The 22,243-nt window shown below is 48.3% G+C and carries 21 protein-coding genes; 18 read left to right on the top strand and 3 right to left on the bottom strand.

Features of this window, described 5'->3' with window-relative positions:
* The first annotated feature begins 25 nt into the window (after positions 1–25).
* From Q5741_RS00385 to Q5741_RS00375, 3 genes are all read left to right on the top strand, one after another.
* Positions 26–448 (top strand): cell wall hydrolase, encoded by a 423-nt coding sequence (locus tag Q5741_RS00385; protein WP_305022063.1) that lies wholly within the window; start codon positions 26–28, stop codon positions 446–448.
* An 85-nt stretch (positions 449–533) separates the two neighbouring features.
* Entirely contained in the window at positions 534–983 is a 450-nt protein-coding gene (gerQ, locus tag Q5741_RS00380; RefSeq protein WP_305022062.1) for a spore coat protein GerQ, read from the top strand.
* 399 nt (positions 984–1,382) lie between these two features.
* Entirely contained in the window at positions 1,383–2,702 is a 1,320-nt protein-coding gene (locus Q5741_RS00375) for a hemolysin family protein (RefSeq protein ID WP_305022061.1), read from the top strand.
* 53 nt (positions 2,703–2,755) lie between these two features.
* Here the strand turns inward: Q5741_RS00375 and Q5741_RS00370 are convergent, their stop codons facing one another.
* Positions 2,756–3,388 carry an RNA polymerase sigma factor gene (locus Q5741_RS00370; RefSeq protein ID WP_305022060.1) on the bottom strand — a complete coding sequence of 211 codons (633 nt, stop codon included), beginning with the start codon at positions 3,386–3,388 and terminating at the stop codon, positions 2,756–2,758.
* Between the two features lie 187 nt (positions 3,389–3,575).
* Between Q5741_RS00370 and rpmG the strand changes: the two genes are divergently transcribed.
* Positions 3,576–3,725, top strand: a complete 150-nt coding sequence (rpmG, locus tag Q5741_RS00365; RefSeq protein WP_305022059.1) for a 50S ribosomal protein L33 — start codon at positions 3,576–3,578, stop codon at positions 3,723–3,725.
* 143 nt (positions 3,726–3,868) lie between these two features.
* A complete protein-coding gene (locus tag Q5741_RS00360) occupies positions 3,869–5,005 on the top strand; it encodes a zinc-dependent alcohol dehydrogenase (RefSeq protein ID WP_305022058.1) in 1,137 nt (378 codons plus the stop codon).
* A 63-nt stretch (positions 5,006–5,068) separates the two neighbouring features.
* Here Q5741_RS00360 and Q5741_RS00355 read toward each other — a convergent pair whose 3' ends face one another.
* Positions 5,069–6,301 (bottom strand): aminopeptidase, encoded by a 1,233-nt coding sequence (locus Q5741_RS00355; protein ID WP_305022057.1) that lies wholly within the window; start codon positions 6,299–6,301, stop codon positions 5,069–5,071.
* Between the two features lie 136 nt (positions 6,302–6,437).
* On the opposite strand from Q5741_RS00355, the gene Q5741_RS00350 reads away from it, so the two are divergent.
* From Q5741_RS00350 to Q5741_RS00325, 6 genes are all read left to right on the top strand, one after another.
* On the top strand, positions 6,438–6,710 hold the full coding sequence (locus Q5741_RS00350; RefSeq protein WP_305022056.1) for a hypothetical protein: 273 nt from the start codon (positions 6,438–6,440) through the stop codon (positions 6,708–6,710).
* A gap of 127 nt (positions 6,711–6,837) precedes the next feature.
* Positions 6,838–7,644, top strand: a complete 807-nt coding sequence (locus Q5741_RS00345) for an MBL fold metallo-hydrolase (protein ID WP_305022055.1) — start codon at positions 6,838–6,840, stop codon at positions 7,642–7,644.
* Positions 7,645–7,813: 169 nt separating this feature from the next.
* A complete protein-coding gene (locus tag Q5741_RS00340; protein ID WP_305022054.1) occupies positions 7,814–8,815 on the top strand; it encodes an aldose 1-epimerase in 1,002 nt (333 codons plus the stop codon).
* Between the two features lie 33 nt (positions 8,816–8,848).
* Entirely contained in the window at positions 8,849–10,237 is a 1,389-nt protein-coding gene (gene fumC, locus Q5741_RS00335) for a class II fumarate hydratase (protein WP_305022053.1), read from the top strand.
* Between the two features lie 231 nt (positions 10,238–10,468).
* A complete protein-coding gene (locus Q5741_RS00330; protein ID WP_305022052.1) occupies positions 10,469–13,228 on the top strand; it encodes a CHASE3 domain-containing protein in 2,760 nt (919 codons plus the stop codon).
* 154 nt (positions 13,229–13,382) lie between these two features.
* On the top strand, positions 13,383–14,012 hold the full coding sequence (locus tag Q5741_RS00325) for a LysE family translocator (protein ID WP_305022051.1): 630 nt from the start codon (positions 13,383–13,385) through the stop codon (positions 14,010–14,012).
* A 25-nt stretch (positions 14,013–14,037) separates the two neighbouring features.
* Here Q5741_RS00325 and Q5741_RS00320 read toward each other — a convergent pair whose 3' ends face one another.
* Positions 14,038–15,420, bottom strand: coding sequence for an amino acid permease (locus Q5741_RS00320; protein WP_305022050.1), 1,383 nt, complete (start codon positions 15,418–15,420; stop codon positions 14,038–14,040).
* A 282-nt stretch (positions 15,421–15,702) separates the two neighbouring features.
* On the opposite strand from Q5741_RS00320, the gene Q5741_RS00315 reads away from it, so the two are divergent.
* The 7 genes from Q5741_RS00315 to Q5741_RS00285 all read left to right on the top strand — a co-directional run bounded on the left by Q5741_RS00315 (position 15,703) and on the right by Q5741_RS00285 (position 22,104).
* The gene (locus tag Q5741_RS00315; protein ID WP_305022049.1) at positions 15,703–17,157 is read left to right on the top strand and encodes a potassium/proton antiporter; all 1,455 of its coding nucleotides are present in this window, start codon (positions 15,703–15,705) and stop codon (positions 17,155–17,157) included.
* A gap of 124 nt (positions 17,158–17,281) precedes the next feature.
* Positions 17,282–17,608 carry a YnfA family protein gene (locus Q5741_RS00310; RefSeq protein ID WP_305022048.1) on the top strand — a complete coding sequence of 109 codons (327 nt, stop codon included), beginning with the start codon at positions 17,282–17,284 and terminating at the stop codon, positions 17,606–17,608.
* Between the two features lie 98 nt (positions 17,609–17,706).
* On the top strand, positions 17,707–17,940 hold the full coding sequence (locus Q5741_RS00305; RefSeq protein WP_305022047.1) for a DUF2188 domain-containing protein: 234 nt from the start codon (positions 17,707–17,709) through the stop codon (positions 17,938–17,940).
* Between the two features lie 41 nt (positions 17,941–17,981).
* Positions 17,982–18,863 carry an NAD-dependent epimerase/dehydratase family protein gene (locus tag Q5741_RS00300; RefSeq protein WP_305022046.1) on the top strand — a complete coding sequence of 294 codons (882 nt, stop codon included), beginning with the start codon at positions 17,982–17,984 and terminating at the stop codon, positions 18,861–18,863.
* 220 nt (positions 18,864–19,083) lie between these two features.
* Positions 19,084–20,106 (top strand): FecCD family ABC transporter permease, encoded by a 1,023-nt coding sequence (locus Q5741_RS00295; protein WP_407074297.1) that lies wholly within the window; start codon positions 19,084–19,086, stop codon positions 20,104–20,106.
* Between the two features lie 7 nt (positions 20,107–20,113).
* Positions 20,114–21,133: a FecCD family ABC transporter permease gene (locus Q5741_RS00290; protein WP_407074309.1), complete on the top strand. Its 1,020-nt coding sequence runs from the start codon at positions 20,114–20,116 to the stop codon at positions 21,131–21,133.
* Positions 21,134–21,180: 47 nt separating this feature from the next.
* The gene (locus tag Q5741_RS00285; protein WP_305022043.1) at positions 21,181–22,104 is read left to right on the top strand and encodes an iron-hydroxamate ABC transporter substrate-binding protein; all 924 of its coding nucleotides are present in this window, start codon (positions 21,181–21,183) and stop codon (positions 22,102–22,104) included.
* Positions 22,105–22,243: the final 139 nt, after the last annotated feature.

The following is a 22,243-nucleotide window of genomic DNA, read 5'->3' as shown; positions in this document are numbered from 1 at the left end:
AATTAAAGAGTGAGGAGGCGGCACATTGGCAGTAATCAAGGCGAATTCGGAAGACGTCAAACTGTTAGGACGCCTGATGCGGGCTGAAGCCGAAGGCGAGGGTGAGCAGGGCATGCTCATGGTAGGCAATGTCGGTGTCAACCGGATTCTGGGCAATTGTCTCGATTTTCGTGGCATTCGCACGATGAACCAAATGGTTTTTCAGAATCCCGGAGGATATGAAGCTACGCAAAAAGGATATTTTTATCAAAGAGCAAGGGAACGTGATACTCGGCTGGCACAGCGGGTAATAAACGGAGAAAGAGTTTGGCCCGCTTCCAATGCCTTATGGTTTTTCAGACCTGCGGGCGAATGTCCGGATACCTGGTATAACCAGCAGAATACCGGAAGATTCAAAGCGCATTGCTTTTTCAGCCCATCGGCTGAGGACTGCCCAAGCGTATATTAAGTGATTGGTTGGATGGATGGAATAGAGAGAATCGCGTTATCTAAAACATTAACAGGTTTCTATATATTAAGGAGGAACATATAACATGTTAACACAGCCTTACCGTACGGTTTCTTTCCCTGGTACATCGGTACCATCCGGCTCCGGCATGATGCAAGGTTCAATGACTCAGGCTCCTGTCTCGAATATGATGCCCCCGACACAGGTTCAAAGCGGCGGCGTTATGAGCCCAACCGGTACGGTTATTAACACATCTCCACCGGTGTTTGAACAGTCCTACATCGAGAACATCCTGCGTCTTAACCTGGGTAAGATCGGTACTTTCTACATGACCTATGAAAATAACAGCCAATGGAACGCCAAAATTTTCAAAGGTGTCCTCGAAGCAGCGGGGCGTGATCATATCATCATTAGTGATCCATCCACCGGTGTCCGGACGATTCTGTTGATGGTCAATCTCGACTATGCAACGTTCGACCAGCCTCTCACCTATCAATATCCAGGTGTGGTTGGTAATCCTCCGACTCGCCGTTAATATACAAGCAGGCTCCTTTAAGGAGCCTGCTTTGGTTCCACAGGAAGGACAAGCCTGCATTGGAATTCATAATGATGGATATACCGCCGATATAGTAAAGATAGGTTTCGCAAGCGATATGAGCCCAGCACAAGCGATTTCTTGCCTTTAACGGCTGTTATACGCTCATTTGCTGTCATACTGCGCGGTTTGACTGTGTAGTTTATAATAATATAATAAATTATATAACTTTAATGAATGAGAACGTTCTGCCTGTATGTTTATGCAGATCGCATTCTACAAAAGGAGTGAGTTCGTTGGGAAGTTGACGCTGATGCAGAATAGAACGATGAATACCCATTTTACGATCCGAAGGAGGTGGACCTGTCTGCTGTATCAAGGCGGCGGACAGGATGATGATTGAGTGACCCTTTACCGAGTATTTTAAGTATTGTTGCGGTGTTTTTGTTAGTGCTGTTAAACGGATTTTTCGTATCGGTTGAATTTGCGATGGTGAAGGTTCGCAGCAGCCGGATTGAGACGTTGGTGGAGGCAGGCAACAAAAAAGCCGTCTATGCATCCAAAATTATTCATAACATGGATGCTTATTTATCTGCTTGCCAGCTGGGGATTACCTTGGCTTCGCTTGCTCTGGGCTGGATCGGTGAACCTGCGATTGCCCACTTGATTGAACCCGTATTTACGGCTGTTGGGCTCGGCCCGGTATATGTGCACGGTACAGCCGTTGCTATTGCATTTGTTTTAATAACTATCCTTCATATTGTATTAGGCGAGCTTGCACCTAAAACCATTGCGATCCGCAAGGCAGAGACCGTTACACTTTGGTCAGCAGTCGCTTTGATGTTATTTTACAAAATCATGTATCCATTCATTTGGGCATTGAATGGAATGGCGAACAGCCTGCTGCGGTTATTCCGGATGGAGCCGATTACGGAGAATGACGAATCGGCGCATACCGAAGAAGAGATCCGCGTGCTGATGAAAGAAAGTAATAAAAGCGGTCTAATCGATAATACTGAATTGGCGCTTGTTGATAATATATTCGATTTCGCCGCCACGACTGCCCGTGAGATTATGATTCCAAGAACTGAAATGATTTGTCTATATGGAACCCTGTCCAAGGAGGAGAATTTGGAGATCGCTACCGAGAGTATGCGGACACGATACCCGATTTGTGCAGAGGATAAGGACCATATTATCGGTTTCATTCATATCAAAGATTTGCTTCGTGCCCAGACGCTGGACTACCACACGATGATTCGGCCGATTCTGGCTGTGCCGGAGTCTACCCATATCAGCGACCTTCTAAAACGAATGCAGCGCAGCAAGACACAGATTGCGATCCTGATCGATGAATACGGCGGAACTTCCGGTATGGTGACCTTGGAAGACATCATGGAAGAGATAGTCGGAGAGATTCAGGATGAATTCGACCAGGAGCGTCCTGGGGTGGAATCAACGCCAGAAGGTGACTATTCGATCGATGGCATGATGCTGATTGAGACGGTGAACGACCAGTTTGGTCTAAACCTCGATAGTGAAGATTACGATACCGTTGGAGGCTGGCTGTATTCCCGTGTAGAAGCCATCCCTCCAAGGGTCGGACAGTCAGTGGAGTTTGAAGGCTTCCTCTTTATGGTGGAGGAGATGGAGTACAAACGGATCTCCAGAATTCGCTTGATGAAACAAGAGATTCTCGCGGAAGAAGCAGGCGCTTAAGGCGTAGTCCATAAAAAAGAGATTGCCTTTATCGGCAATCTCTTTTTTGCTGTCTAAGAATGAACAGGTACTTTCCGGTAGCGTCTGCTCTGAATCACAGCAGGTGTCGGCTTGGCTGATTCATCCGGCCTCCAATCCTTACAGATCCAGCGTCTAATACTCTCTCTGGCCCGGTAGAGACGCTGTTTGACGGTTTCTTCACGTGTGCCTGTAATTTCGGCAATTTCCCTGTAGCTGAGGCCTCTTTTCCATCTGAGCTCAATCAATACTTTATAGTCAGGCTTGATCAGAGTAAGGTAATATTCAATAGCTTCCTGAAGCATCTTAGTTTCGACCAGATCCTCAACAGAGGGTTGTACCTGGGAATAAGCCTCTACACTGGACACTGCACTTTCATGATCCATAGAACAGCAGTATTTATGCTTTCTCAGATAGTTAATCGCTGTATTCCTTGTTACCACTTTAAGCCAGGCTTTCAATTTGGCCTCACACTCGAATTCCGGCTTATTATTAATAATTTTGATGAATGATTCTTGAATAATATCTTCTGCTGCGATCGGATCTTTAATCATATATACGATTAATCCATACATCATGTGATGATACTCGAGATACACCTTCTTCTGTAATGAGGTACTCAGGCTGGTAAAGTGGTTCTCCAGTAGAAGGTAAAGCTGGCTAGACATACTTGTGGATCTCCTTTCCGCAAGGCCAAACCATAGGAGAACGTCATTCATTTTCCTATTATGGTATTTTACTACAATTAAGGGAGAATGTCTTTACCTTCCTCTAGGCTGCTTGACTTTATGAAGGATAACTTGTATATTAATTGGATGAAAAAAGTGTAATTGTTACTATTAAGGAGGACTAAACATGCGTGTTGTTGTAACATTAGCCTGCACGGAGACGGGCGACCGTAACTATACGACTTCCAAGAACAAGAGAACTAATCCGGAACGGATCGAAATGAAGAAATACAGCCCGCGTCTCAAAAAAATGACGCTGCACCGTGAAACAAGATAATCGATCTAGAACTAAAACAACCGGCCGTCTGCTTTATACGCAGACGGCCGGTTGTTTTTTGATGTATTCCTTTGCATTCCTGATTAATTTAATGGCAAAAGGTTAAAGTTAGTAAGAAAGCGCATATGAGAGGAGATAACGTTATGAAAGCAGCCACTTATCAGGGTAAACGCAAAATCGAAGTCAAAGAAGTCGAAAATGCTCGTCTGAAAGACAAGGATGATGTGATCATACGTGTAACCTCGACGGCGATCTGCGGTTCTGACCTTCATTTGTTTAATGGGGAAATTCCGGGAATGCACGATGATTATATTATTGGACATGAACCGATGGGGATTGTTGAGGAGATTGGACCTAGTGTGACCCATGTCAAAAAAGGCGACAGGGTGATTGTCCCTTTTAACGTATCCTGTGGTCAATGCTTTTTCTGTCAAAACCAGATGGAGAGCCAATGCGATCATGCCAATGATGCTAAAGACACTGGCGGTATGCTGGGTTACAGCGACAGCTACGGCGGTTTTGCAGGCGGGCAGGCTGAGCTGCTGCGGGTTCCTTACGGCAACTTTATGCCATTTGTGATCCCAGAGGATGCGGAAATGGAGGATGAAAAGCTGCTGTTCCTCTCCGATATTCTCCCGACCGCTTATTGGAGCGTTCAGAATGCTGGTGTTAAACCTGGCGATACGGTTATCATTCTGGGCTGCGGCCCTGTGGGACTGCTCACACAGAAATTTGCCTGGCAGGCAGGAGCACAGCGCGTAATTGCAGTCGATCATCTCGATTACCGCCTGGAACATGCCAAGCGAACGAATAATGTGGAAATTTTCAACTTCGAGAAAATCAAGGATTTTGAAGCACATATGAAAGAGATCACCCGCGGTGGAGCGGATGTCGTTATTGATTGTGTAGGCTTGGATGCGAAAAAATCCGTCATTGAGAAGATTGAAACCAAGCTGATGCTTCAAGGCGGTTCGCTGGGAGCTTTCGAAATCGCCTCCAAGGTGGTCCGCAAATTCGGTACCATTCAACTGACAGGCGTCTACGGTCTGACTTATAACATGTTCCCGCTGGGTCATTTGTTCGAGCGTAATATTTCTCTCAAAATGGGTCAAGCCCCTGTCATCCACTTGATTCCTCAGCTCTACAACCAAATCAAGACCGGTCAGATTGATCCGACGGACATTATTACCCACCGCTTGGACCTGAATGAGGCCGCTAGAGGTTATGATCTCTTTGATAATAAAGAAGACGGCTGTATCAAGGTGGTACTGAAACCGTAAATGATATTAAAAAAGCATGTTCCCTTTACGGGAACATGCTTTTTTGGAGTGGCGACATTTGATCTAGAACGCCCAGTTTCCTTTGTGGAATACAGGCTCCTCGGTACCGTCTTCACGAACACCAAAGATATCCATCTCACCGGAGCCCACCATGAAGTCGACATGAGTTACACTGTCATTCATACCATGGGCAGCCAATTCCTCCTTGTTCATCGATTTGCCTCCCTCGAGACAGAATGCGTAGGCAGTTCCGATGGCAAGGTGATTGGATGCATTCTCATCGAACAGGGTATTGTAGAACAGGATATTACTTTGTGAAATTGGCGACTGATGGGGGACCAATGCGACTTCCCCTAGGTAGTGAGTGCCTTCATCCATCTCTACCAAGCGCTGCAGGGTATCCAAACCTACTTCGGCTTGAACATCAACGATCCGTCCGTTCTCAAAAGTCAGAGAGAAATGATCGATGATGTTGCCGCCGTAGCTCAGCGGTTTCGTACTGCTTACCTTCCCGTTCACGCCTGTCTTCAGAGGAGCGGTGAATACTTCTTCTGTAGGCATGTTGGCTACGAAGCTGTGTCCCTGCTCATTAATACTGTTACCGGCTGTCCAGATATGACCTTCTGGAAGCTCGATTGTCAGATCTGTACCCGGTGCTTTGTAATGCAGTTTCTTGTATTTCTTGGCATTCAGGGCACTGGATTTGCTCTCGAGCTGGTCCAGATGAGACTGCCAGGCTGCGACCGGATCTGCTTGATCCAAACGAACTGTACGGAAAATCGCTTCCCATAGTTTGTCGATCTGCTGCTCTTCAGGAACATCAGGGAAAACCTTAGCAGCCCATTCAGGAGAAGGTACGGCAACGATAGACCAGCTGAATTTGTCAGCCATCTGATAAGCACGGTACTGGGCCATAGCCTGTCCGCGAACTTTTTGGGAAGTGGTGATACGCTCCGGCTTAACGCCTTTCAGCAGATCCGGATTTTCAGCGATGACATGCAGAACGGCAGCGCCATTCTCGACCAGCTCCGTCATTTCGCCGGCCTGCCACTTGGGCACGATCTCAAAGGATTCGTCCGGGGCAAGGTCGTATTGAAGACGGGTTACCTGTTCATCATTCCACAGTACCTTGACCAGCTTGGCACCCGCTGTATATGCTTCCTTCACGATCAGACGTGTAAATTCAGCAGCACTGATTGGAGAGTGAACCACGAGCGTCTGGCCAGGCTGGACATTGACACCAACACGAACGGAAAGCTCGGCATATTTTTGCAATTTTTGTGTAAATTCAGACATTTTAACGATCCCTCCAGCAAACTTGTATAATACACATCCTGTAAGTACCATATGTATCTGTTCTATTGTACAATGGAACCATAAAGTTTACCAAATCTACATTGGCTGAACTGAAGCTTAATTTAGGAGAGATCGCATGAAACTAACGATTATGAATGCCAGTATGAAACGGGACGATGAAGGAGCTTACCTGGGACAAACCATATTCCAGGCTGAGGGATACCAGTCTACCTTTGAGATCACCTTCTTCAGCAAAAGGGGCAAAGAATGGGATTATAGTCTGCACTTTACTGGCGATTCCGGTGTTGAGGAAGAGATGCTGGCGGTTGATGCCCTCGTTGAAGAAAATGATGATGTTTACGATGAACTTCTCGATGCTGCCTGGAATAAACTGCCGGAAGACGTGTAGGAGGAAAGTGGTCTAAAACCGTGACAAGTTGATTATATTAGCATTGTTGAATATTTCCGCAAAAATAGGAAAGCCTATGTTGCGATTGGAAACAGCAGCTATTCCAGTACATTGGAGGGTTCCGACAATGACAGCAGATTATCTGTTTACGGAAGGAATGACGGCTGAAGAAGAGGCCGCGACCGACATCCTGAGTTTGCGGACATTATTTGTCAATGTGTGTTTTGTTGGACAGCCCGGCAGCAGAGAATGGGTGCTAGTCGATACCGGGATGACCGGTTTTAAGGAACATATACTCGCGGTTGCGGAAAAGCGCTTTGCAGGACCTCCGACGGCTATCATTCTGACACACGGACATTTTGATCATGTCGGATCCGTGATTGAGCTGGTACAGCACTGGGGGGTTCCGGTCTATGCTCATGCTGCAGAGCTGCCGTATTTGACCGGGCAGGAGGATTATCCTCCAGCGGATCCGGGTGTTGGCGGCGGCATGATGGCGCGGACATCTTTTCTCTATCCGAATGATGCCATAGATCTGGATGATCAGGTTGATGCACTTCCGGAGGATGGAGAGATTCCCGGCATGCCGGGATGGCGCTGGATTCATACACCTGGTCACACGCCGGGTCATGTTTCTCTGTACCGTGAAGAGGACGGAGCACTCCTTGCCGGAGACGCCTTTATTACAGTCAAACAGGAATCTGCTTGGGCTGTGCTGATTCAGGAGAAAGAAGTGCATGGACCGCCGGCTTACTTTACAACCGACTGGCCAAGTGCGCATCAGTCTGTTCAGCAGCTGTGCCAGCTGAACCCAAAGCTAGCTGTTACCGGACACGGGTCACCGATGCGCGGAGATGAGCTGAGACGACAGCTGAAAAGGTTAAGTGAGCATTTTGAAGAAATGGCAGTGCCGCGGAAAGGAAAGTATGTTTAGCAGGCAGAGAAGCACCCCGGCTACCCTGTTCATTTCGATACGAGCTGTGCCTAAGCAGGCACAGCTTTTTGCTGTGACCCGAAATAAGGGGCGTATGGAAATTTGCTCCTTAGCATGATATAGTCAACCCGAGTGGGTAAAAATCTCTACATATCAGCGGGAGGTAACTATGTCCGAACATTATGCATCTTTTGAACAGTCTTATCATGGCCTTGACGCAATTTGGCTCCGTTATGGCGCTTATGAAGCCGTTGCTATTCCGGGAATTGGCGGAAATCTTGTCGCTTTCCGTGATACAGAGAAGAAGCTGACCATTCTTCGTGAACCGGGTGAGTCCGAGATTGAACAGTTCCGCAAAACGCCTGCCGTCTACGGCATCCCCGTGCTGTTCCCGCCGAACCGCTATGAGGATGGCAAATTTGCCTGGAAGGGTACCACGTATCAGCTTCCAATTAATGAGCCGGAGAATAATAACCATCTACACGGTTTCGTACATGAAGTGCCCTGGACTGTGGAAGGCCACGGAGCCAATGCGCTTGAGAGCTATCTGGTTATGAGTCAGCATGTAAGCGAAGGGCATCCGATGTATCATTATCTGCCTTTTACGTTTACCATCACGCTGAGATATAGTTTGTGTGCAGACGGGCTGCAGCAGCAGTTGACCATTCGCAATGAAGGCAAGGAAGAAATGCCGAATCTGATTGCATTCCATACAGCGATTAATGCACCGTTCGCGGAAGAAAGCACAGCGGATGACTACAGCTTGACCCTGACCATGGACAAGAGACGTGAACTGAATGAAAGAAGTCTCCCTACCGGTAAATTTCAAACGCTTACACATGAAGAAGAGCTGATGAAATCAACCGGAATTAATCCTTACTTTGAAGCCATGGACAACCACTATACGGCTCAGCCCGTGAATGGCCGCAATGTAATGGAACTGACGGATACCAAGCAGAACATCACCCTTGTATATGATGCAGGTACCTCTTATAAGCACTGGATGGTATGGAACTGTGGAGCAAGCCGCCAGTTTTTCTGTCCTGAGCCTCAAATGAACATGATTAATGCGCCGAATGTACAAGGAATGGACCCGGAAGAGATCGGTCTGGTGGGACTTGCACCTGGTGATATTTTTGAAGAAACAAGCCGTTTGTACATTAAATCCTAATACTTTAAATTCTAGTAGAGTGGGGGAATGGAAATGGAATTCCGGATCGAGAAAGATACGATTGGTGAGATTCAGGTGCCTGCAGATCGTCTATGGGGTGCGCAGACCCAACGAAGCAAAGAAAACTTTCCGATTGGCGGGGAGAAGATGCCTCTGGAAGTTATTCGCGCCTTCGCCATCCTGAAACGCAGTGCGGCTCAGAGCAATCATCAGCTGGGTAAGCTGTCCGAGGACAAGCTGAATGCGATCCTATATGCAGCAGATGAGATTCTTGCCGGCAAGCTGGATGATCATTTTCCTCTCGTGGTCTGGCAGACAGGCAGCGGCACACAGTCCAATATGAATGTGAATGAAGTGATTGCGCATGTCGGTAACCGCTGGCTGGAAGGGCAGGGAAAGGATACCCGTCTGCACCCTAATGATGACGTGAATATGTCGCAAAGCTCGAACGATACGTTTCCTACTGCGCTGCATGTGTCCGGCGTTATAGCGGTTGAGGAACGCCTGCTTCCATCCATTGCTATACTGAAAAAGACGTTTGCTCAGAAATCAGAGGCGTTCAAGGATATAATCAAGATTGGCCGTACACATCTTCAAGATGCAACACCCCTCACCCTCGGCCAGGAGATCAGCGGTTGGTATGCGATGCTTGATAAAAGTGAGCGCATGATCCGGGATACGGTACAATATATGACAGAGCTTGCCATCGGCGGAACAGCAGTGGGTACCGGTATTAACGCTCACCCGGAGTTTGGGGATAAGACTGCTGCATACATCAGTGAGTATACAGGCAAATCATTCGTTTCTGCCCCGAACAAATTTCACGCTCTGACCAGTCATGATGAGGTCGTAACCGTCCATGGAGCGATTAAGGCGCTGGCGGCGGATATGATGAAAATTGCGAATGACATCCGCTGGCTGGCCAGCGGCCCGCGCAGCGGACTCGGTGAAATCACGATTCCTGCTAATGAGCCGGGTAGTTCGATTATGCCGGGAAAAGTCAATCCCACACAAAGTGAAGCAATTACGATGGTCGTGACGCAGGTTATGGGCAATGATGCGGCAATCGGTTTTGCTGCCAGCCAAGGAAACTTTGAACTGAATGTGTTCAAACCCGTTATTATTTATAATTTCCTGCAATCGGTTCATCTGCTCGCGGACTCCATCAAGGCCTTTAACGATAATTGTGCTGTGGGCATTGAACCAAACCTGCCGCAAATTGAGCATAATCTCAACAACTCCCTGATGCTGGTTACAGCGCTCAACCCGTATATCGGCTACGAGAATGCAGCAAAAATTGCCAAGCTTGCTCATACTGAGGGCTCCACGCTGAAAGAGGCTGCCCTGAAGACAGGTCTGCTGACAGAAGAGCAGTTCGATCAGTATGTGGACCCTGCTTTGATGATCAGTCCAAAAGCATAGATCATCTTGATGAATCACTAATCTTACAGAACTCCTTCTAAAACTGGCTTGTCTTCGGACGGGTCAGTTTTTTTGTTGTGGGACGAAGAGAATTAGAATTAACAATTTCAACTATTAATTTTCTTGAAAGGGTTGTTTAAAGGCTTGTTTTCCGCAATTTACCGCATTACAATTAAATTCGATTGTTCTAATTAATAAGACCCAAAAACAGCATACAAAGGGGAGCGAATCATGCGTCAACGATTTCGATTCAACATCCGGACCAAAATTCTCCTCGGCTATGTATTGATTGTAATATGTCTGGGAATCTTCCTGTTTGTCATGTCAGACAGAATAAATCAGCTGCAGGAGGAGAATCAATACATAACACAGCATGATTTGCAGGTTCACAATTTGACGAATGGCCTGGAGAAGCATGTTCTTGATATGGAGACCTCTCAAAGAGGTTATGTCATCACCGGGAATGAAAGCTACCTGGAACCCTACGACCAGGCGAAGGTGGTATGGGAGAATGATTTTAATACCTTGTATGGACTGGTAGCTGATAATCCGGCTCAGCAGCGTAATCTTGACGTCATTAAATCCCATATCGAGAATTGGATGAAGGTAGCGGGTGAACCGGTGATTGCAGCGAAACGTCAGGGGCAAGAAGAAGAAGTCACGGCTTTCTTCACGGCGGATCCTGGAAAGGCAGAAATTGATAACCTGAGAACCCAGCTGGCTACTTTTCGGGACACGGAGTTAGGGTTGACTCAACAGCGTGCCGACAGACTCACGGCAAGTAACGAAAGAATGCTTATCGTTATGTACTCCATCTGGGGTGCCATCATTCTTCTCTCTATTGCAGCCGGGATGACGATCTCAGGCAATATTGCCCGGACGATCAACCAGGTGACCGGCACCATTCGTGATATGTACAACGGCGGAAATCTGGGGCAGCGCATCAAAGTGAAGACGAATGATGAAGTGAGGGATCTGGGGAATGCCACCAACGATCTGCTGGATTCCTTGGAACGGCAGAATTGGGCAAAGGATCAGATTGCTGCTACAGCTACAATGCTGCAAAATCCGCTGGGGATCCATGAGCTTACCCAGCAATTCGTCAGTCGTCTGGCTGAACTGCTGGAGCTGCCGTATGCGCTGCTGTATCTGGTGAATGAACATACAGAGCTGAAGCGCTCTGCCGCTTTTGCAGCAGGTCCCGAACATGGAAAAGAGCAAGGGGAGGCCTATTTCCGGGCAGGTCAAGGGCTGGCAGGACAGTGTGCACTAGAGAATCGTATGCTTGTTGTTCATGATCTCCCTCCCGGTTACGTATCTGTAAATTCAGGGCTTGGATCTGCAGCCCCCCGGGTATTAATCCTTGCTCCGGTAAGCTTTGAAGGGCGTGTTCGCGCAGTCATCGAGATTGCAGCTATGCGTCCGCTCCATCCGGAACAGATGAATCTGCTTCAGGAGCTTTGCTCTATTCTTGGCGTGTCTATTCATTCCACGCAGATTAATATGGAAGTACAGCGTCTGTATGCCGAATCTCAAGCTATGAATGAAGAGCTGCAGGTTCAGTCGGAAGAACTACAGGCACAGACCGAGGAGCTGCAGGCACAGACTGAGGAAATGTCCATGCAAACCGAAGAACTTCATATTCTGAATGATAAGCTCGAAGAACAGAAATCAGCAGCAGAGAATGCCGCGGCCGAGCTTGAGAAGTATGCAGAACAATTGGCCAAAAGCTCGGATTATAAATCGGAATTTCTGGCGAATATGTCGCATGAACTGCGGACACCGCTTAACAGCATGTTGATTTTGTCCGAAATTTTATCAGAGAACAAGCATCAGAATCTTAGCGAAGAAGAGCAACAATATGCCTCGGTTATTCACTCTTCGGGCAAGGATCTCCTGACGCTCATTAACGATATTCTCGACCTGTCCAAAGTGGAGGCAGGTGAGATGCTGATCGAGTATGATCCTATTAATCTCTCCGAGCTGCCGGATACGTTGAATACTTATTTCCTGAAGACGGCGGAGAAGAAGAACGTTGACTTCCGGATTCAGCTGGATAAGAAGCTGCCGCAGCTGTTCTACAGTGATGGCAACAGGCTGCAGCAGATTCTTCGCAATCTGCTGTCTAATGCGTTCAAATTCACTTCCCGTGGAGAAGTGTCACTGACGGTGACCCGGCTGAAGTCCGAGGTTGATACGGAAGCAGGACCTTCTTCCGATATTCTTGCCTTTACCGTAGCAGATACGGGAATTGGGATACCCGAAGAAAAGCAGCAGTTGATCTTTGAAGCATTCAAGCAGGTAGACGGGGCCAATACCCGTAAATTCGGCGGAACCGGGCTAGGTTTATCTATTTCCCTCTCTCTTGCCCGGCTGCTGGGAGGTACGATTACCTTGCAGAGCGAAGAGGGCAAGGGCAGCGCATTTACGCTTTTCCTGCCGTGTCTTGAGGAGGAACCGCAGGACGATTCAGCCTTGTTCATTCAGCAGGAAGCAGCTGCTGCTATTGAGGAACCGGCCAGACTTAAGCCTGTACCGCGGCCGGTAATGCCGATTAGTCCTGAGGAGCTCTTTACTCCTCTGGAAGAGCAGATGTTTAGGGGCAGCAAGGTGCTTGTTGTCGACGATGATATCCGGAACGTCTATGCACTGGCTAATGCTTTGGAGAACTTCGATATGAGTGTGATCACGGCGCAGAATGGACGGGAGTGTCTGGAGCTTCTTCGGGAACATGATGACGTAGACATTGTGCTTATGGATATCATGATGCCCGAAATGGATGGTTATGAGACGATTCGCGAAATTCGGGGTACATACGGAATGAACACCCTCCCGATCATCGCCTTGACAGCCAAAGCGATGAAAGAGGACCGGGAGAAATGTCTTGCAGTCGGCGCCAATGATTATATCAGCAAGCCGCTAAACATCAGAGAAGTTGTCTCCAGAATGAAGCTGTGGCTTACAAACCGAGTAACGCATCATACTTCTTAATTCTGAAAAGGCAAGTCTTGACCTCCGTGAGGTTAAGGCTTGCCTTTTTTTATTTTCGTTAAGTTGTACATGCTGCAATCCATGAATAGACTAAATCAGACGATGGAACAGACAAGCAATTCCATCCTATGTGCTAGGGGAGGTAGCAGCGATCATGTACCATCTAATCAGTTATATGTTGCTGGGCATTACCCTGTCGGCACCGATTGGCCCGGTGAATGCAGCTCAGCTGGATAAGGGGATTAAGCACGGCTTCCTTCATGCCTGGATATTCGGGCTGGGGGCGGCCGCTGCAGACGTCATGTATATGATCCTTGTCTATTTCGGGGTCATTCATTTCCTGAATACCCCGTTTATCCAGACGCTGCTGTGGCTGTTTGGCGCCTTTATTCTTATCTATTCGGGTATAGAGAGCATTTGGAACTCCGGAAGACCTGAAGTCAAGGATCAGCGGAACCACGAGTCGTTGATAAAGTCGTGTTCCGCCGGTTTTATCGTATCTGCCGTTAATCCAATGTCAGTCCTGTTCTGGCTGGGTATTTACGGTTCTGTTCTGGCCGATATGGCGTCAGGTTCGTTCCAAATGGTCCTGCTTAACAGTGCTGCCATTCTGGCAGGTATCCTGCTGTGGGATCTGAGTCTGGCTGTTACGGCGAGCAGCTTCCGCCGCTTCCTGACCGATCGGATCATCCGGGGAATTGCCATTGTATCGGGCATATTTCTGATCGGCTTCGGTGTGTACTTCGGTACGGAAGCCGTTCAGATGATGATCTCAAGACTGTAATGTCAGCTGCAGAGACAGCAGCTTATCAGGTCCTTTGGTTAACTATTTTTCGTTTCTTCAGCGGGCGGTGCAAAGCTGCACCGCCTTTTTGCTTTTTCCATTTCCACTGCATCAGCAGAGTGACGATACCGATAAGCCCGATGAACAAGAGACTGATCCAGAAACCCGGTCTGCTCATCCCGTGAAAAAGAGTTCCCGTGACCCCGATCAGAATAAGCACCATCCCGGCATACCGCTTGATCTGGCCAAAAGGAGTGAGCTGCAACAATTTGCCGGCTGTAATTAGAATGAACAGCCAATTATATAAAAGAAGCAGTCCCGCCGCTGTTGTCACATATTCATAGATTTTCCCGGGGATCAGGAGAGCGAGTACAATGGATGCCGCCATTCCTGCGGCTGTAAGAGCTATAGCTGGGAGCGCAAGCTTTTTCCTGACCTTAATGGCAAACAGCTTCGGCGCATCTCCATCTCCAGCCAAAGTAACAAGCATGGTTGTGACCGCGAACAGACTGGCGACCATGGTTGAGAAGCCGGCAATGATCAATACGGCATTAAATACATGAGGCACAAATGGAAGATCGTAGCTCTTCAGGGCGGCAATAAACGGACTTTCTTTTCCGGTAAAGGCACTCCAAGGCAGCAGCGTCACAGCGAGACCGACGGAGATGATATAGACGGAGGCAAGGAGGATAAGCATCATCTTGCCTGCTTTAGGAGCATCTGCTGGATTCTTAAGACGAATGGCCATTAAGCCGATGATCTCGATCCCGCCAAATGCATAAAACGCGAAGATCACCGAAGACCAGGAACCTTTCCAGCTCGCCGGAAAGAATTCTTTCGCAGTTGTCGGAAACGAAGGAGAGTGCTTGCCACCGCCCACCCAGCCCAGCAGAGCAATTACAGCAATAACAAGAAACATGACAATAGCTGCAATTTTAATGACTGCCAGAACATTCTCTACACGGTCAAAACCTTTGGTTCCCATAAACAGAACAGCAAGTCCAAGAATGGCATATCCGCAGGCCAGCAGCCAAAGCGGAAGACCCGGCAGCCAAAAACGGGTGAACAAAGACAAAGCCGTCAGCTGGCTGCCCATAATGAGCAGTTCGGAGGACCAATATACCCAGCCGCTGCTGAACCCTGCCCATCGCCCAAAAGCTTTCTTGGCATAAGAACGGAAAGACCCCTGTTCCGGTTCCTTGGCCGTCATTTGTGCGAGTACATCGAAAACAATATAAGTCCCCAGCGCCGCCAATACAAAGGCAATCAGGATAGATGGGCCTCCGATCCTTATACCTAGTCCTGTCCCCAGAAAATACCCTGTCCCGATCGTACAAGCCACTCCGAGCAGTGAGAGCTGCCACCATTGAAGCTGGGTATCTTCTTTTGCAGCTGTGGATTTTGCCATTCTTTAACCCTCCTGTGTTGAGCTCAACGTGTAACATTACTGTGTCAAAAGGCGCGAGTGAATATGTAGGCATTTGCAGGAAAACGATAAATTAGACTTCATTAGCATACGGGTATGAAAAATGGTTAATAAGAGATAGATCCTTATTTGGCACGATTGAATTTGATACACGTTTTCAGCGGCCTACTTTTTCAGAGAGCCATGTAAAAACGGAAACCTTTAAATTAGGTTATAATAAAAGATATACATATAACTTGTTACTTGGAGGAGGAGAATAAGAACATGGAACAAACCGCTCTAATCGACTCAATCATCCTGCTCCTTTCCGGTCTGCTCCTGGTCGGCGTGCTAACAACCAAATTTTCTAACCGGTTCGGTATGCCTGCTCTGGTGCTCTTCATTATTGTCGGAATGGCGCTAAGCCGTTTTGTTTATTTTGACAATGCTTTTATTACACAGCTGGTTGGTATCCTTGCGTTGATTATCATCCTGTTTGAAGGAGGGATGCAGACTAAATTCTCCCACATCAAGCCTGTCATCAAGCCGGCACTGTCTCTGGCAACGCTTGGTGTTATTGCGACTACGGCGGTGGTGGGAATCTGTGCCACTTTCATTCTGGGTGTGGATTGGAAGGAAGGTCTGCTCTTTGGCGCCATTGTAGGCTCTACGGATGCGGCTGCTGTATTCTCAGTGCTTGGCGGTAAAAATATCAAGAACAAACTGACCTCCACCTTGGAGGCTGAATCCGGCAGTAACGATCCGATGGCCGTGTTTCTCACGGTATCTTTAATTGAGCTGATCCATCATCCGGATGAATCACTCATTTTGCTGGTCCTGCGTTTCTTCTGGGAAATGGGTTTTGGCCTGTTCCTCGGATTTGTAATCGGTCGTATTGCAGTATACGTCATCAACAAGATTAATTTCGACTCATCTGGCCTGTACCCGGTTATGGCTGTCGCTTTTGCCATTTTAGCTTATGCAGCAGCCTCCTTATCCGAGGCAAGCGGACTGCTGGCAGTCTACGTAATGGCTATCGTGCTGGGCAACTCGGACCTGACCTATAAGCGGTCGATCATCCATTTTAACAACGGCTTCGCCTGGATGGTCCAGATTATGATGTTTGTCCTGCTGGGCCTGCTGGTATTCACGGAGCAGTTATTTGATATTATCTGGCAGGGCATCGCACTGTCGCTGATTCTTATGTTCATTGCAAGGCCGATCGGGGTGTTCATCGCCCTGCTGGTATCCAAGTTTTCTGTATCCGAGAAGCTGTTTATCTCTTGGGCTGGATTAAGGGGGGCCGTCCCGATCGTGCTGGCAACCTATCCGCTGCTTGACCGTCTGGAACATGGCCAGCTGTTCTTTAACGTCGTGTTCTTCGTTGTCCTGACTTCAGCAATCATTCAAGGGACAACAATTATGCCGCTGGCTACCCGTCTAGGCTTGGCGGATGAGCAGCTGGATAATAATCCTTCGCTTCTCGAACTTGTATCCGTAGGCAAAACCAGCTCGGAAATCAACCATATTCAAGTAAAGCCGAGTATGAGTATTTCAGGCAAGCAAATTCAAGATATCAACCTGCCTGATGACATTTTGTTCACTGCGATTATTCGGGGGGAGGAGATCGTCACACCTCGGGGTAATACAGTGATTGAGCCGGGAGATACGCTGTATGTGCTGAGTCCGAAAGCCAAGCGTAAACGAATGAAAGAGCTGTTCCGGCTGCACGAAACATGACCAAATGAGTTTGTAACCCAAAACCCGCTGTAGGAACAGCGGGTTTTTCATTGTTCTGACATGCATGGTCAGCGTTTGAACTTGTTCTTAACTTCGCTATAATGAAGCGGAAAGGAGGGCTGCTATGAATTCCATTTTACTATTTATTTTGGCTGGTTTCGCTGAGATTGGCGGCGGCTATCTGGTCTGGTTGTGGCTTCGTGAGGGGAGAGGAATTGGCTACGGAGTTATAGGTGCCATCATTCTGGTTGTGTACGGGATCATTCCCACCCTGCAGAAATTTCCTTCCTTCGGCCGTGTTTATGCTGCGTACGGCGGCGTTTTTATTATACTGGCCGTGTTATGGGGCTGGGCGGTGGACAAGAAGACCCCCGACCTGTATGACTGGATTGGTGCCGCCATCTGTATGATTGGCGTATCGATTATGCTGTGGGCTCCCCGCAGTACATAAACCTAAACAAGAATCGAATGAATTTGGCCATTTCGGGTAATAGAAAGTAACCCAGGCAACGAGTGTGATGGCTAATTTCATCGAGGAGCGTGATGGTAATGACGGATAAACGAAAGCAATTTGTACATGTGACCCCGGATCCGGGAGAAGGCGGCTGGCAGATCCAGCGGGAAGGGCGGAAGCTGGGCGGGGAGCACACCAAGGAGGAGACCGTCAAGGAAGCCAGAGAAGAGGCCAAAGAGTATCAAACCGAGCTAAAGGTTCATAACCGGGATGGCAAAATATCTGAGTCCACCAGTTACGGACACGATCCTTTTCCTCCGAAAGGTTAATGATGTGGTCTTTATTACAGTATGGGAAGGAGACAAACAGGATGAAAAACATATTGATTATGGGGGGGACCCGTTTCTTCGGCAAAAATCTGGTGGAGCGCCTGCTTGAAAAGCCTGACGTTCAAGTGACTATCGCGACACGCGGACGAACACCAGACCCTTTTGGTGACCGGGTACAACGTCTGCAGCTGGACCGAACGCAGGAAAATTCACTAATCGAAGCGGCACGAACTCAAAAGCTATGGGATGTGGTGTATGATAATATCTGCTACTCACCGGATGAAGCGATGGCATCGGTTCGTGTTTTTGAAGGGAGAGTGAAGCATTATATCGTAACCAGCAGTCATTCTGTTTATGATCCTCAGGAAGATCCGCTGGTTGAAGAAGCATTTGATCCTTATACATATCCGATTCAGACTGGAAGTACCGCCGATTTCACCTATCAGGAAGGTAAACGTCAAACCGAAGCCATTCTGTTCCAAAAGGCAAACTTTCCTGTCAGTGCGGTACGGTTTCCCATTGTACTGGGAATCGATGACTACACGGAACGGCTTCATTTCCATATCAACCATGTGCGTCAGCAGCAGCCGATTGGTGTACCTAACCGGGATGCCCAGATCTCCTTTATCCGTTCTGATGAAGCTGCCGATTTTCTGTTATGGCTGGGGGATAGGGAAGCAATGGGTCCTGTCAATGCAAGCTTAACGGGCAGCCTGTCACCAGGTCAGATTATCGCTATGATTGAGCGTGCGTTCGGACAGCAGGCGATCATTCGGGACTCAACGGACGATAAGGATATGTCCCCGTTTGGTGTACCAGATACCTGGGTTCAGGATCCATCCAAAGCACAGCATGCCGGTTTCGGCTTTCTCCAATTGGAGCAGTGGATGCCTGTACTGATTCGGGATATACGCAACGCCTAAAATAAATGTGAATAGGATCCTCAAAAACCTCTCGTTTTCCTTGTGAAAGCGGAGGTTTTTTTGACGTTTGCGAAAAAAACGTTGTTGTTTCAATTCAGCTGGTATACAATGATAATCGTTCTCACTATACAGATCGGTTTTATTAAATACATATTTATTCACTGACACAGCCAAACTCAATGCTTGATGGTTAGTTGGCCGGAAAGGAGACCGAGGCCGATTGGCTTTCCCAAAGACGCTTCCAAAGAAACGTAAACTAATTCAAATCATTAGCTTTGCCGCCGCCATACTCTGCCTTGTTGCAGTTATGTTCATTTCTATCTCGTTAGGGGCTAAAGAGCTGACTGTGGGTACAGTATGGTCTGCTGTCTTTCATTATGATTCAGGGCTTACCTCTCATCAAATTGTGCATGAACTGAGACTGCCCCGTGTACTGGGAGCCTGGATAACCGGAATGGCTTTTGCCGCAGCGGGTGCTGTCATGCAAGGGGTTACTCGTAATCCGCTGGCAGATAGCGGAATCCTGGGAATCAATTCAGGATCTTCGCTGGCGGTTGCCGTTAGCTTCGCATTATTGCCGGGGCTTACTTATTGGGCTGTCATCGGCTTGTCCTTTCTCGGAGCAGCACTGGCCATGATATTCATTCTCCTGCTGGGAGCGGCTAATCGGGGCGGTCTGAATTCTATCCGTTTAACAGTAGCCGGTGCTGTCGTTGCGGCCATGCTCCATTCCTTAAGCACGGGTATCGCTATCTATTATGATCTTAGCCAGGATCTGGCCTATTGGTATGCCGGCGGTACAGCCGGGGTAACCTGGAATCAGCTGCAGATAATTATACCGATTGTTCTCATTACCATCGTCTGGATGCTGTTGATGGGCCGCCCTATTACATTTATGTCACTAGGGGAAGAGTCCGCTTCCAATCTGGGTGTGCGGGTACAGCGGGTCCGGATTGTCGGTCTGATCGGGGTTGTTATCCTGGCAGGAACGTCGGTTGCCGTTGCAGGAGCTATATCCTTCGTTGGATTGGTGGTTCCCCATATTGCGCGCAGGCTAGTCGGTGTCGATTATCGTGTAGTCATTCCTTTCTCAGCTTTATTAGGGGGGATTCTACTGGTATTGGCCGATCTCGCCTCCCGTCTGGCAGCTCCTCCTCGCGAGTTTGCGATTGGTGCCATGGTGGCTATCGTTGGCGTTCCGTTCTTTCTCTATTTGGCTCGCCGGGAAGAGAGGGACATGTAACATGGACATTCATCAAATTGAAAAAGATAGAAAAAACAGAGCTTTGTTTCTCTGTGCAGCCGGAACCCTTGTTGCGCTGCTCATCATTATGATCAGTCTGAATACAGGCAGCACCAGATTAACTCCTCTGGAAATTCTGCGTACATTGATGGGCTTCGGCAGTTATGCAGATCAGCTGATTCTACTGGAATACCGGCTCCCCCGTATATTAGTTACCGTTCTTGCCGGCGCTGGACTTGGATTGGCAGGAGCTGTATTCCAGGGTGTCTCGCGAAATGCACTGGCGGACCCGGGCATTCTGGGGATTCATGCAGGTGCTGCGCTGGGCCTGATCGTGTTCGTATCGTTTTTCAGAACGATGGATGGCCCTGCTGCTCTGCTGATTCCTATCTTCACCTTTTTTGGCGGAGCGGCTGCAGCATTCATTGTTATTCTGTTTTCTCTGGACCGCCGCCGCGGACTGCTGCCCATTCGTCTGCTGTTGGTCGGTATTGCTGTCGCTGCAGGAATGAGTGCGGTTACGCTTCTGCTCTCCCTTAAGCTCGATGAAGAAACATATACGTTCGCTGCCCGCTGGCTGGCCGGCAGTGTGTGGGGAAGGGACTGGATTCACGTGCTGTCTTTACTGCCATGGATCGTCATTCTGGGCGGTGTTCTCTACGGGCGTTCCCGGACACTGGATTTGTTCTCACTTGGGGACGATCTTGCAGCAAGCGTAGGCAGCTCGGTCACCCGCAACCGGCTAGTGATGCTTCTGCTTGCAGTAGGGCTATCCTGTGCCAGTGTATCGATGACAGGAAGTATAGGTTTTATCGGATTGATCGCGCCGAATATCGCCAAGCGGCTGGTAGGTCCCGCGCATCGCTATATGCTGCCTTTGTCTGCTTGTATCGGAACGATCATCCTGGTTGCAGCAGATACGATCGGACGATCGATCTTCCTGCCGAATATGATTCCTGCCGGCGTGGTTGTAGCCGCGGTCGGAGGCCCCTATTTTCTTTACCAGCTTATGCGAGTTAAGAATTGACCTGAAGTACGGAGGCAAGTTCAACATTTTGATCTAGGAGACTTAATATGAACCTTTATAATAAACGTTATTTTGTAATTTTGTCTGTACTGCTGCTGCTGATACTGTCTGCCTGCGGTCAGAGCTCCAAGGACCGTGCTTCGGACCCAAAGACAGGTGAAGCACCTGGATCGAACCAGCGGATTGCATCGCTCTCCATCCATGTTACGAATAACCTGCTGGCGCTGGGGATAAAACCTGTCGGTTCGGTCATTGGCGGCGATGTGAAGGATTTTCTTCCTCACGTGGCAGACCAGCTGCAAGGAGTCACCAAGCTCGGAGCCGCAGCCGATCCGGATATGGAGGCACTGCTCTCACTGAAACCCGATGTCATCTATATAGATTCGACATTATCGGGCACAGACAAGGAAAAATATGAGAAAATAGCTCCGGTCGTCGCCATTGATCTGGATGAAGGGACCTGGAGGGATCAGCTGCAAGAAATTGCTGTAAAGCTGGGGAAAGAGAAGGAAGCTCATCAGTTTATAAAAGACTATGATGCCAAGGCTGAGAAGGTTCAGCAGCTTATCCATGATGAGCTGGGTACGAATGCCAAAGTCATGGCGGTCCGTCTGACTGCCAAAGAGCTTCGTGTAATGAGCACCAAACGTCCCCTCGGACCGATTTTGTATCAGGACTTGAAGCTGAAAATGGCAAGTGGAGTGGAAAAGATCGATAACTCCAAACCGTTTGAGGTGATTTCCAAAGAGGTTTTGCCGGATTATGATGCAGATGCGATTTTCGTGATTGTCAGCAGCGGCACTAAAGCCAAAAATGCATTCGGCGATCTGGAGAACAGCGCACTTTGGAAGAACCTGAAAGCTGTGAAGCACAACCATGTCTATGTCCTTGACGGTCAGAAGTGGCTGGATTATTCGGCGATCGGCCAGAACTTGGCTCTGGATGATGCAGAGAAACTGTTCACCAAATAAAATAAGTTCGTGGATTACAAAAGCCCTGCAGTGTCTTTTCGCTGTCGGGCTTTTTTGTTCTGAAACAGGTCGAACGGCCTTCTGTTTGCACATTTTCATAGTCATTGCGTCTCTTTTCTGAAAAAAGGGTAAAAACTAA

This window comes from Paenibacillus lacisoli, from assembly GCF_030580655.1.
In the GTDB taxonomy this organism is placed as follows: Bacteria; Bacillota; Bacilli; order Paenibacillales; family Paenibacillaceae; genus Paenibacillus; species Paenibacillus lacisoli.
This window is presented reverse-complemented; position numbering and strand designations above follow the sequence as displayed.